This window comes from Veillonellaceae bacterium, from assembly GCA_012523975.1.
In the GTDB taxonomy this organism is placed as follows: Bacteria; Bacillota; Negativicutes; order JAAYSF01; family JAAYSF01; genus JAAYSF01.
In genome coordinates, this window is sequence record JAAYSF010000040.1 from 1 (window position 1) to 12,733 (window position 12,733).

Genomic DNA, 12,733 nt, shown 5'->3' on the forward strand with positions numbered 1-12,733 from the left:
AATATGAGCGATAAGATAATATTTGTTCGTAACTATTCTGATTTAAGTACAAACCGTGGTTTTCAATTTGAGTTTTCTTGTGACCGCTGCGGCACAGGTTATCGGACACAGTTTAAACCTTCGGTTATCGGTACTGTCTCCGGCGTATTAGACGCGGCAGGCAGTTTATTTGGCGGTTTATTTGGCCGGGCAGCCGATATTGGTGACCGGGTGAGATCTGCTTCTTGGAAAAGGGCCCATGATGAAGCTTTTGAAGAAGCAATTAACGAAATTAAGCCGGAGTTTGCCAAATGTCCGCGTTGTTCAGCTTGGGTGTGCCGGGAAACTTGCTGGAATACGACAAAAGGACTTTGCAAAGGTTGTGCGCCTGATTTGGCAGTAGAAATGTCAGCTGCGCAGGCAAACCGTTCGGTAGAAGAAATATGGGCTCATGCGGCGATGGCTGAGGAAGATAAAAAGCTTAGCCAAGAAAACTGGCGGGAGAACATAAGGGCCAGTTGTCCCAAATGTGAGGCGCCTTTAGCGTCTAAAGCTAAATTTTGTCCGGAATGCGGAGCTAAGATAGAGACAGCAGTTTTTTGTGAAAACTGCGGCGCTAAAATGGGAAATGGCGCCAAGTTTTGCGGCGAATGCGGAACAAAAAAACAAAGTTAAGTTCTAGGTTTGTTGGCAAAGTCTAACTTCCTAATACGCTGTCGGAAGCCACTTTTCTGCGGCGTGGTACTGGCTGATTCTGCTGTTGCTAAATATCTCCACTTTGTTTGAAGTTACGGATTCTCAACGATAGGGGTAACTCTGCTTAGGTTAGTGTTTACAGAAAAAAGGTCGCTTTTATAAAAATAAGAGAGGCTGATGTTTCAGCCCCAATGTCAAGATAACGTGCAATGTAAACTTATTCAAATCCAGGGATATTAAGTATTTGCGGTATAGTAACGAAGGTATAGCCTCTGGCTTTTAGTTCGTCAATTAAGGTCGGTAATATTGTTACAGTTCCTTCAAGATTAGGCCCTTCACCATTATGCTGTAGAATAATGTCGCCATTTTTTACAATTGGGACAACCCTAGCCCTTATAGTCTGTGCATCCAAGCCACGCCAATCTTCAGTGTCTACAGACCAAAGAATAACGAAGGAACCTTTGTTGTTTGCGACTTCAACTACTTTGGGATTCTGTGCTCCGAATGGCGGGCGAAAAAGCTTGGGCTTCATTCCCGTAAGCTTGGCGATGGCGCTGGCTCCTTGGTCTATTTCGGCCGCCATTTGATCGGGTGAAACATTATTTAAATTGACATGATGATAGGTATGGTTACCGATTACGTGGCCTTCAGCTATCATTCGCTGGCCAATATCCGGGTACTTGTCAAGTTCTCGCCCAATAACAAAAAAGGTAGCTTTTATCTGCTTATCCCGCAGTATATCCAAAATCCGCGGCGTCCATTTAGACTCAGGGCCATCATCAAAAGTTAAGGCGATAAAGCGTTGTTTGGGATCTCCCATTCTGTAGAATTTACCCGGCTCCATCGGAACATCGTTTGGGTTAACAGCGGTTGGTCCAGGAACCGGCTCCTGAATGGGGGCTTGCTCTATAGGTTTACGGAATGGAGACTGGCAGGATGCCAATATTAAAGCGATTAATAAAAGTAAAATAGAAAATAGCGATTTTTTTAACATCCAGTTCCTCCTCAGTATTGCTTCTGTTATCCGAGACCGAGACGCTGTAAGACTCTCCTTCTTGAGTTAGCAGTTAATAGTGTCTAGTACCTCAAAAAGTATGACTAAGCTTCACTTTATTGTGTCCAAGTTAATTGAATAATTTTAACCAGTTTTTACCGACCTATAACCATTAGGGAATAAAATTTTCTTGCGAGTAATACCTATAGAATTGACGCCACAGAAACGGGTCGGGGGTGGGAGTGTTGCGTGTAAATACGATTGCTAGACTGCTCATAGCTGCCGTATCGGTATTATTGCTTTTTACCTATTACTATAAATTTCATTTCAATGAACTGAGCAACTCGGAAGAAATAGAAATAAAAACAGTTAAGTATTGTTTTATTAATCAGTCCGGCTCGATTCATTTCCCGAGGTTTTTTGAATGGGCAAAAGACTTTCATGATGGAAGAGCACTGGTTATGGTTAATGGGAAATACGGCTATATCGATCGGACAGGTAAATATGCTATTGCGCCTCAGTTTGATCGAGCGATATGCTTTTCCGGTGGGCTGGCTCCAGTGCAAATTAACGACAAATATGGGTACATCGACCGAGTAGGAAAGATTGTCGTGAGTCCTCGGTTTCAAGCGGCGAATGAATTTCATGAAGAATTAGCCGTTGTTGCCGAAGACAGATTGTATGGATACATTGATAAAAAAGGCAATATTATGGTTCCGCTGCATTACGAGTATGCCTGGCCTTTTAGCGAAGGACGGGCAGTTGTTATATCTAAAGGAAAATATGGCTTTATTGATCGGCAAGGTCGATTTATAAATGAGCCCCAGTATGAATATGCCCGCCCTTTTTCTGAAGGCTTGGCATCGGTAAAATTAAACGGACGGTTTGGATTTGTTAACCGTGATGGTATTATCGCTATTTCTCCTATGTATGATTTTGCCTGGGATTTTTCAGAAGGTCTTGCAATAGTCAAAAGTGGTCAAAGATACGGTTATATCGATCGGTCTGGTCAAGTAGCGATAAAACCGCAATTCGACTGGTGCTGGTGGTTTAAAGATGGATTAGCCAAAATACGACAAGGGAATAAATGTGGGTTTATTGATAAATCCGGGCAAGTTGTGATTCCGCCGAAGTATGATTGGGCCTGGGATTTTTCAGAAGGGTTAGCGAGAGTTCAAATAGCCAATAAAATTGGGTATATTGATCGGTCAGGGCGAATGGCCATTGAACCGAAGTATGACTGGGCGTGGGATTTTAATGAAGGCCTAGCGGCTGTTAGTGTCAACGCAGAATCATTAAAGCCTGACAAAGATGGTGGTAAAAAAGAATATATGGCTTATTAACCGGCAAATGTACTAGGTTAGCAATGCTAAGCCTCCTAATAAATAAATCGAACCTGTTATTAGGCAGGTTCGTTTGCTTTTTTAGCTAGAATTTATGTTAATAGTAAAAATTTACAGTTTGCAAAAAGATAAGAGTAATATGCCGGATATCGTGAGAATAACTTAAATTAACTAGATAGTTCAAAGATGGAATCCGTGCGAGATACAGTCTAAGCAAATTTTATTAGGAGGTGTGAGTTTCTTGTCTGCAACGCTTAGTAAAATAAAAGATCTACATGCCCGTACGGCAAAAGTTATGGCTGCTGGCGGTGAAAAGCGGGTAGAGAAGCAGCATGCCGCAGGGAAAATGACTGCTCGGGAACGAATCGAAGTCCTGCTGGATGCGGGTACGTTTGTTGAGCTGGACAGCTTTGTAACACATCGTTGTACTAACTTTAATATGGATAAAGAAGAAGCGCCCGGGGAAGGGGTTATAACCGGGTGGGGAACGGTTGATGGCCGGCTGGTATATGTATTTTCTCAAGATTTTACGGTGCTAGGTGGGTCACTAGGTGAAATGCATGCCGCCAAAATCTGCAAAGTTCTGGACATGGCTATGAAAACCGGTGCGCCGATCATTGGTATAAATGATTCTGGCGGTGCCCGTATCCAAGAGGGGGTTGACGCCTTAGCCGGATACGGGAAGATTTTTTACCGCAATACTTTAGCTTCGGGTGTTATTCCGCAAATTTCAGTTATAATGGGCCCCTGCGCCGGGGGAGCGGTGTATTCGCCAGCTTTGACTGATTTTGTATACATGATTAAGTATACAAGTCAAATGTTTATAACCGGACCCCAAGTAATTAAAGCGGTTACCGGTGAAGAGGTTAGCTCTGAACAATTGGGCGGGGCGATGACCCATAATAGCGTATCAGGCGTAGCCCATTTTATTGCAGAAGATGATGCGGAATGTCTGGCTCAGATCCGCCGGCTGCTCAGTTTTATCCCCAGTAACAATTTGGAAACTGCTCCTGCTATCGACTCAGATGATGACCCTGAGCGAGTCGTAGATGAACTTAATACTATTATTCCTGATAATTCAAACCAATCTTATGATATGAAAGAATTGATCATTAAAATTATCGATAATGAGGATTTTTACGAAGTACAACCCTTCTACGCAGAAAACATAATTACTGGATTTGCCCGTATGAGCGGACGTACCGTTGGTATTATTGCTAATCAGCCAAAAGCAATGGCCGGATGTCTGGATATTAATGCGTCAGATAAAGCAGCCCGTTTTATCAGATTTTGTGATGCATTCAACATTCCCTTGCTCAACATCGTCGATGTACCAGGATTCTTGCCGGGAACCAGTCAGGAGTACGGAGGAATTATCCGCCATGGAGCTAAGATGCTCTATGCTTATTCGGAGGCTGCCGTCCCTAAGGTGACTTTAGTTGTTCGTAAGGCCTACGGTGGCTCATATTTGGCAATGTGCTCCCGCGACCTTGGCGCCGATCAGGTTATAGCCTGGCCTACAGCCGAAATTGCTGTCATGGGTCCGGCCGGAGCTGCAAACATCATATTCAAAAAGGCAGTCGATATTGAGGCCAAGACTGAGGAATATATTAACAATTTTGCTACTCCGTATCAAGCCGCCAAACGGGGATTTGTGGATATGGTCATTGAGCCTAGTCAAACGCGCCCGGTTTTAATTAATGCATTTAATATGCTGGAATCAAAACGCGAGGCTAGACCGGCTAAGCGCCATGGGAATATGCCCTTATAAAAAGAGAAGTCAAAGCGGAGTGAGGTGAATCTTATGGGGCAACCGTTAACTACTGATCCGATTATAATATCAGTTATCAATATAACAGTAGTCTTTGCAGTGCTTTATGGGCTGAGTTTAATAATCCGGCTGATTCAGTATATTGATCCTACTAGGAAAAAACAGAATCAGGATGAAACTGCTATTCAGGCAGCATTGGAAGAAAAAACTGAACCAGAAGAAGACCAAGCACAGCCACAAGCCCAAGAAAAACTTGATGAATTAATTATAGTTTTTACGGCAGCTTTAGCGGCCTATAGTCAAAGTGAAGTGCGGATCGTATCAATACGTCCTATTAGCGGCAGTAATTGGTCGCAAACCGCTCGGATGGAAGCGATAAGCGGGCGTGCCCGTATGTAATAATGTTTAAATTTATGATGTGGGAGGTCAAAAAAGTGAAGAAATTTATAATTACGTATAAAGGACAGAAATATGAATTAGAGGTTGAAGAAGTTACTGGTAACAGTCCAGTGCAAAAAGCAGCTGCGGCAGCCCCGGTACCAGCGCCAACTTCAGCTCCCAAGCAAAGTCAACCAGCTGTATCTACAGGGGAGGGAGCAGTAAAGGCTCCCATGCCGGGAAAAATTTTAGATATCCTTGTTAAACCCGGTGATTCCGTTAAGCAGGGTGCTACTATGCTAATCCTAGAGGCCATGAAGATGAAGAACGAAATTGTGGCGCCTCACGATGCTAAGATATCTGAGGTGCGTGTAGCTTCAGGTGCGACTGTATCGACCGGCGATGTTCTTCTAATCCTTGGCTAATATATAAATTGGCTTTGCAAATAAAATCGGAAGGAGAAAATAAATGGACGCATTTATTGCTTCCCTTCAGGCTGTATGGTTTGACAGTGGATTCAGCGCCTTTACATTAGGCAATGCTATTATGATTGCTGTCGGCTTGATTTTACTGTATCTGGCCTTTGCCAAAGGTTTTGAGCCGTTATTGCTAGGGCCGATTGCCTTTGGGTGCATTTTGGCCAATTTCCCTAGAACTGGCTTTGAGGAAGATCCTGGTTTAATGCAAGTAATAGGATGGGGGATTAAAAATGAGGTCTTTCCGCCACTCATTTTTCTAGGGATTGGTGCCATGACGGATTTTGGTCCGCTTATTGCCAGGCCGTCAACCCTGCTGTTGGGGGCCGCCGCTCAAGTCGGTGTTTTTATATCTTTAGTTGGTGCTATGATGCTTGGCTTTAGCGTCCAAGAGGCTGCCTCAATCGGAATTATTGGGGGCGCGGACGGGCCAACGGCCATCTACCTGACGATTAAGCTTGCACCGCATCTGCTTGGGGCAATAGCCGTAGCAGCCTATTCCTATATGTCGCTCGTGCCGCTTATTCAGCCGCCGATAATGAAACTGCTGACAACTAAGAAAGAACGTGAAATTGTTATGGACCAATTGCGGCCGGTATCCAAATTTGAAAAAATTGCCTTCCCAATTGTTACTACTATAGTAGTTAGTCTGTTGCTTCCGCCAATTGCTTCGCTGATGGGCATGCTGATGCTGGGCAATCTATTACGTGAATCCGGAGTAACCGACCGTCTTTCAGATACTGCCCAGAACTCTTTGATTAATATTGTTACAATTTTCTTGGCAACGGGCACCGGTCTTACCATGAAAGCTGAAAACTTTCTCACTTACGAGACAATTTTAATCATTTGTCTGGGGTTAATAGCCTTTGCCGGCGGTACAGCCGGAGGTGTTTTATTTGCTAAAATTATGAATTACTTTAACGGCGGGAAGATTAATCCGCTGATTGGCTCTGCCGGTGTATCAGCTGTTCCGATGGCTGCCAGAGTAAGCCAAGTGGTCGGTCAGCAAGCCAACCCCAGCAATTTCCTGCTTATGCATGCCATGGGTCCGAACGTAGCAGGTGTTATCGGTACGGCTGTTGCCGCCGGGACAATGCTGGCTATGCTGAAATAGCGGTACCTATTTGTATTTGTAATAAGGGGAAAGTCAGATGGAAATATATCGTGAAGACTCACAGTATAATAACAGCAAATTAGTATGGCTATGGCTAGCGGTTCTTGTGCTTTCCGTGTGGTTGTGTAAAGAGGTGGATTCGATACTGGCCGGCAGGTTTAGCTTTACCGGAAGTGCGTATATTGTGCTTTTTAGCGGCTTGCTGGCCTGGCGTTATGCCGTCCGCTATACCTATAGTTTGACTAAGGATCAAATTATAATTAAAAGTCACTTCCTTTGGTTTACGCGGACTTTTATAGTAGATTTGGATTTGGTAGAAAGTTGCTCTAGTCAATATGTTAAATCGAAGTTTAGGCGTTGCGGAATAAAGCGCTATGTTCATCGCTATTCTTCCGGCGATGCTAATCCTACGCGAATTATTCTCTTTAATCGCAAAGGAGAGCGGCAAGCTCTGCTCATAAAGGTAGGGGATAATTTTTTAGATGAACTTAGTGATTTAATTCCGATAAAATGTCAATAAAATTACAAAGAAAGTCTTGCGTTTTTTATATGGCATTCTGTATTGCGGCTAAGTAGGGGATGCAATTAATATTGTGGAGGTTTGGATAATATATATCACGAATGTTAATAACTAAAGAATTAGTATAGCAGGAAGTGATATTGTGGGAAGAAAGGTATTATTTACTGAAGAAGCACTTATTCTAAAGCTAACAGGAGCACTAAGCCTGTTTGCGCTCAAAAAAGAAATACGAATCCCTTATAAAGCTATCGAAGATGCTTTTGTCGGTTATTTCAAAGCTCCGATGTGGATGCTCAAGATGCCTGGGACTGCGATACCTCTTCTCAATATTTACGAAGGAACTTTTAGATATAGAAAGGAATGGTACTTCCTGTCCTATGAACATAAAGTACCGCTAGTAAATTTAGAATTGGATGGATCTCAGAAATACAAGCACATTATCTTTGAAATGCAAAATCCGCAGGAAATTTTGGATGAACTAAGCAAAAGACTCTAGAAAGAGCTTGGGCCAAGAGGAGGTTGTATTGTGCGCGTCATACCTTTAGGAGTGGGCGGGGCTTTTACTGACAAGTTTTATCATACTAATTACATTGTAGAGATTCCCGGCTTCCGGTTGCTGATTGATGCAGGTACCACCTTAAGATATAGCTTATCAGCGGCAGGATATACCGCAAAAGATATAGATGCAGTTGCAATAACTCACTTTCATTCTGATCATGTTGGGGGACTGGAGGAATTTGCGCAGCGCTGCAAATTTATGTACAAGCATAGGCCGACAGTTTATGCTATGCCAGATCAGATTCCGCTCCTAACTAGCCTATTTGCGCTGCACGGAGCTAAGCCTGAGGATTATCTTAAACTATCTGTAAGCGACAGCACAATAATATTAAAAAGCAGTAACGATGTTCAATATCAGCTAGAGTACTATTCTACTGTCGGCCTGCATGCTGGAGTAACCAGCAACTATATGATAGGGATTCGGTGGGTAGCCAGAGACAAGCCAAGGCGTATTGTGTTTACAGGGGACATCGGAACGATTGAAAAATCTGCGTTAGGCCGTCTGGTTGGCGACTCGGAAACGGCAGCGGTCTTTCATGACTGCCATACCGGTGCTGCTCCAACTTTTGCGCACCCAACTATGGAGCAAATCATTAACTTCTATCCTGCTGAACAACTCAAAAAAATTTACTGCATCCATTATGGTGATAATATTGCCGATTGTGCAGAACAGATTAAAGCAGTCGGATTAAAAATCGCTATGCAGGGGGAATCTATCGATTTCTACGCTCTATTTAATCGGCACGTTTAGCTCAACTTTTATGGGCGGTTTGGCTGTGTTTACATTTGGCTTTTTTGGCAGTCATTCGGTCGCCAGCGGCTAGGTCGGTAAGTGCTGGCCTGGTGTCCTTCTTATTGTTGGGGTAATTCTGGAGGTGCTTTATTCCTTACCAAGACTATCTCGGTTTCTAATCTAGACGTATTTAGTCGAGCTCGTCAATAAACGAGATAAAATAGTTTGTTTTTTGGGCAGGAATTGTAAAAATATTCTTGAAATAAACAGTGAAAAACTTAAATAGCGAGCACGTAAGGAGGGTTAGATATGACTAGAGTTGGAGTTCTTGTAGGGAGTCTTCGTAAAGGATCATTCAGCAGGCAGATCGCAAAGGCGTTAATGGCATTGGCACCTTCAACTTTAGATATGAAAGAAGTCGAACTAGAGCAGCTTTCAATTTACAATCAGGATTTCGATGATGAAGTCAACCCGCCTGTGGCATGGACTGATTTTCGCGAGCGTATGAAGGAATTTGACGCGGTTCTTTTCGTAACACCGGAATACAACCGATCAGTTCCCGCGGTACTTAAGAATGCCCTTGATATAGGTTCAAGACCATATGGTAAAAGTATATGGGATGGAAAACCCGGTGCAGTTGTAAGTGTATCTCCAGGTGGGTTAAGCGGCTTTGGCGCTAATCACCACTTACGACAAGCGCTTGTCTGTTTAAACGTTCCCACAATGCAGCAGCCCGAGGCATATATTGGAAATGCTGCAGCGCTATTTGACGCTAATGGAAATATTGTTAATGAGGGCACCCGCGAATTTCTGTATAATTTCATAGCAGCGTATGCTGCTTGGATCGAGACCAATGCTCTTAAGAAGCCCTAAGTTATGCCAGCCAAGATTATAAAAAAATGAATTGATTTATAAACCCGCAAATTAGCGGGTTTTTCTATTGTACGCCTAGCAAGGACTTATTTTAGAACTAAGTTAAGTATACGGTAATCAATTGCAGCACTCCAAGTGCTGCTGTTTTGAAGGGCTTACTATAAGGGCTCCACAGTTTTATTTACTCGGAGTTTTCTTGTTTAAAGCATAAATTATGTGTTGATTAATAATCTTATTCCATAAAAATTCATAATTATTAAAAAATAATTATGAATTAACAAGGATTTCCTGGAACACTTACCGAATAAAGCCATAAATTAGAAATAGTTAGATTTCTGATATAAAAAGAGGCAGGTGGTTTATCATGAGTATGTGTTCCAGGAAGAGTGATTTTCAAAATCTTCCCGAAAACTATCGCCAATTTTATGAACAAATTTCTGGTTTTATTCCCCAAAATCATATCTTTGCAGATCCTATTCGGACAACAGCTTATGGAGTTGATGCAAGTCTTTACCGGATGAAGCCTAAATTGGTAATTAAAGTACGCACGCCAGCGGAAGTTTCAGCAATCCTGAAAATTGCTGGACAGTTTAATACGCCTGTAACTATTCGGGCCGCCGGGACCAGTCTGTCGGGGCAAGCCCTTACTGATTCTGTACTCCTCGTATTGGCTGGGGGTTGGAGCCATTATCATATTGGTGACGGCGGTGATACTATTAAGTTGGAACCAGGTATTTTGGGAGCCGAGGCAAATAATTATTTGCGGCCCTACGCCCGCAAAATCGGACCTGATCCTGCTTCAATTAATTATGCTATGATTGGCGGTATTGCTGCAAATAATGCTAGTGGGATGTGCTGTGGTACGGCTGATAACAGCTACAAAACAATTAAAGCCATGAAGATAATTTTTGCTGACGGCTCAATCTTAGATACAGCCGATCCGTTATCTTGTCAGCTTTTTGTCGACAGTCACCAAGAGCTGATTGCCGAGATAGAGCGCATCAGAGATGAGATAAATGCAGATGACCATTTGCGCAAATTAATTGGAAAAAAATTTAAAATAAAAAATACTACAGGCTATGGTATCAACGCTTTTGTCGATTATTCTGATCCTATTGATATTATCAGTCACCTGATGATAGGATCAGAAGGTACGCTGGGGTTTATCGCTGAGGTAACATATAATACCGTCGTGGAAGCTGCTCATAAAGCATCAGCGCTTATGATATTCCCGGATATTAAACAGGCATGTTTGGCTGTAATGAAGCTAGATCGTCCCTTAGTCGCCGCGGCCGAACTTCTTGACCGCAGTTCACTTCGTTCAGTAGAGGATAAAGCGGGTATGCCGGCCTATCTAAAAGACTTGGATGAGCAAGCAACGGCCCTGTTGGTAGAAATCAGGGCGTTCGACAGGGAAACGCTAGATGGGAATATTCAAAAGACAATTGAATGCCTTGCTGATATCCCGGTCATTTTTCCGATTGCGTTTACTGATAAAAAAGCTGAGTATGAACAATTGTGGAAAATTCGGGCCGGCGTATTTCCGGCAGTAGGCGGTATTCGCCCACAAGGCACTTCGGTAATTATTGAAGATGTCGCTTTTCCCAAATCGGTATTAGCCGATGCTGTGCTTTCACTACGGGAGCGCATGAATAAATACGGTTACGAAGATGGAATTATTTACGGACACGCCTTAGATGGGAATGTACACTTTGTTTTTACGCAGACTTTTGATGGAATTGAAGATATTAAGCGTTACCAGGATTTTATCAATGATATCTGCAGTATGGTTGTTGAACGTTTTAACGGATCTTTAAAAGCCGAGCACGGCACGGGAAGAAACATGGCTCCTTTTGTTGAGCTTGAGTGGGGTCAAACGGCGTATAAATACATGAGGGAGATAAAACGAGCGTTTGACCCGGCGAATATACTTAATCCGGACGTTGTCATTACAGACAATCCAACTATTTATCTTGAAAATCTGAAACTTATGCCTCCGGTTAATGAGCTTATCGACAAATGTATGGAATGTGGATTCTGTGAAACGAACTGTCCATCGCAAAACCTAACAAGTACGCCGCGCCAGCGGATTGCAGTTCAGCGTGAAATTGCCTGTCTGCGAAAATCTGGCGCTGATCCTGAAAAGTTACGGCGCTTAGAACTAGACTATGCGTATTTTTGCGAGAAAACCTGTGCAACGGACGGACTTTGTGAACTGAATTGCCCGCTGTCAATCAATACCGGAAGCTATACCAAATTCATTCGCTCTGCACAGACGACGCCGCGCAGCCGTAAATTTGCCAAATTCATTGCTAAAAACTTTAGCGGTGTAACGACACTGGCAAAATTAGGGCTAGCCGGCGCTCATTTGGCGCATCGGGCTTTAGGCACCTGTATAATGGGCGATATCGCAAAAAGTGCCCGCTCATTGAGCGGCGAACGCCTCCCTAAATGGAATAAGTGGCTGCCCACAGCCGCCGGTATAGCTCAGGAATTGCTGCCTTCCTCCCAAACTGATAAAAAGGTTGTCTATTTCCCAAGCTGCGTCAGCCGTACGATGGGACCGGCAAAAGAGGATCATGATCAGCGTTCGCTTCAGGAAGTGATGCTGTCACTGCTTAATAAGGCAGGCTATACTGTTGTTTTTCCGCCAAAAAGAGACGCTCTGTGCTGCGGAATGCCATTTGAAAGCAAGGGATACTTTGAAACAGCAGATGAACTTAGTGCCGAGCTGGAAAAGATCCTTCTTGAGTGCAGCAATAATGGGGAGTATCCCGTACTGTGCGATACCAGTCCCTGTGTTTATCGAATGAAGAGAGTCATGGATAAGCGGTTAAATATCCTTGACACAGTAGAGTTTATTCATGATTATCTACTTAAAAAATTGGAGGTTTCAAAGTCGCCTGAGACAATTGCAGTGCATGTAACTTGCAGTGCGACTAAAATGGGCCTTGCCGAAAAATTCAAGGCGATTGCGGAGGCCTGCGCTGCAAACGTAATTATGCCTGCTAAAGTCAAATGCTGCGGCTTTGCCGGTGATAAAGGTTTTGAGCTGCCGGAACTCAACGAGTCTGCGCTGGAGCACCTTAAGGAATCGCTACCCTCCGATTGCCGTTGCGGTTATTCAAATAGCCGAACCTGCGAAATTGGTTTAGCCGATCAAAGCGGAATCAGCTATCAGTCGATTGCATATCTTGTTGATCGCTGTGCCAGCGGAAGAAAGTAATACAAGTAACTGCGTGATGCATATTAGACGAGAAAATAGGTAAGGGGAAACAGGCACAAGTGTTATGCTAGT

At 43.4% G+C, this 12,733-nt stretch carries 12 protein-coding genes; 11 read left to right on the plus strand and 1 reads right to left on the minus strand.

What is annotated here, in order from left to right:
* Positions 1-3 precede the first annotated feature (3 nt).
* Positions 4-654: a zinc ribbon domain-containing protein gene (locus GX348_05220; protein ID NLP41590.1), complete on the plus strand. Its 651-nt coding sequence runs from the start codon at positions 4-6 to the stop codon at positions 652-654.
* A gap of 238 nt (positions 655-892) precedes the next feature.
* Here the strand turns inward: GX348_05220 and GX348_05225 are convergent, their stop codons facing one another.
* The gene (locus GX348_05225; protein ID NLP41591.1) at positions 893-1,669 is read right to left on the minus strand and encodes a polysaccharide deacetylase family protein; all 777 of its coding nucleotides are present in this window, start codon (positions 1,667-1,669) and stop codon (positions 893-895) included.
* Between the two features lie 242 nt (positions 1,670-1,911).
* Between GX348_05225 and GX348_05230 the strand changes: the two genes are divergently transcribed.
* The 10 genes from GX348_05230 (at position 1,912) to GX348_05275 (ending at position 12,661) form a co-directional block, all read left to right on the plus strand.
* Entirely contained in the window at positions 1,912-3,012 is a 1,101-nt protein-coding gene (locus GX348_05230) for a WG repeat-containing protein (protein ID NLP41592.1), read from the plus strand.
* Positions 3,013-3,307: 295 nt separating this feature from the next.
* Positions 3,308-4,783 (plus strand): methylmalonyl-CoA carboxyltransferase, encoded by a 1,476-nt coding sequence (locus tag GX348_05235; GenBank protein NLP41593.1) that lies wholly within the window; start codon positions 3,308-3,310, stop codon positions 4,781-4,783.
* Between the two features lie 33 nt (positions 4,784-4,816).
* The gene (locus GX348_05240; protein ID NLP41594.1) at positions 4,817-5,182 is read left to right on the plus strand and encodes an OadG family protein; all 366 of its coding nucleotides are present in this window, start codon (positions 4,817-4,819) and stop codon (positions 5,180-5,182) included.
* A 35-nt stretch (positions 5,183-5,217) separates the two neighbouring features.
* Positions 5,218-5,586 (plus strand): acetyl-CoA carboxylase biotin carboxyl carrier protein subunit, encoded by a 369-nt coding sequence (locus tag GX348_05245; protein NLP41595.1) that lies wholly within the window; start codon positions 5,218-5,220, stop codon positions 5,584-5,586.
* Between the two features lie 43 nt (positions 5,587-5,629).
* A complete protein-coding gene (locus GX348_05250; GenBank protein NLP41596.1) occupies positions 5,630-6,751 on the plus strand; it encodes a sodium ion-translocating decarboxylase subunit beta in 1,122 nt (373 codons plus the stop codon).
* A 37-nt stretch (positions 6,752-6,788) separates the two neighbouring features.
* Positions 6,789-7,271: a hypothetical protein gene (locus GX348_05255; protein ID NLP41597.1), complete on the plus strand. Its 483-nt coding sequence runs from the start codon at positions 6,789-6,791 to the stop codon at positions 7,269-7,271.
* A gap of 142 nt (positions 7,272-7,413) precedes the next feature.
* Positions 7,414-7,767, plus strand: a complete 354-nt coding sequence (locus GX348_05260) for a hypothetical protein (GenBank protein NLP41598.1) — start codon at positions 7,414-7,416, stop codon at positions 7,765-7,767.
* A gap of 30 nt (positions 7,768-7,797) precedes the next feature.
* Positions 7,798-8,580: a ribonuclease Z gene (locus tag GX348_05265; protein ID NLP41599.1), complete on the plus strand. Its 783-nt coding sequence runs from the start codon at positions 7,798-7,800 to the stop codon at positions 8,578-8,580.
* 291 nt (positions 8,581-8,871) lie between these two features.
* Entirely contained in the window at positions 8,872-9,435 is a 564-nt protein-coding gene (locus tag GX348_05270) for an NAD(P)H-dependent oxidoreductase (GenBank protein ID NLP41600.1), read from the plus strand.
* A gap of 364 nt (positions 9,436-9,799) precedes the next feature.
* Positions 9,800-12,661 carry an FAD-binding oxidoreductase gene (locus GX348_05275; protein ID NLP41601.1) on the plus strand — a complete coding sequence of 954 codons (2,862 nt, stop codon included), beginning with the start codon at positions 9,800-9,802 and terminating at the stop codon, positions 12,659-12,661.
* Positions 12,662-12,733: the final 72 nt, after the last annotated feature.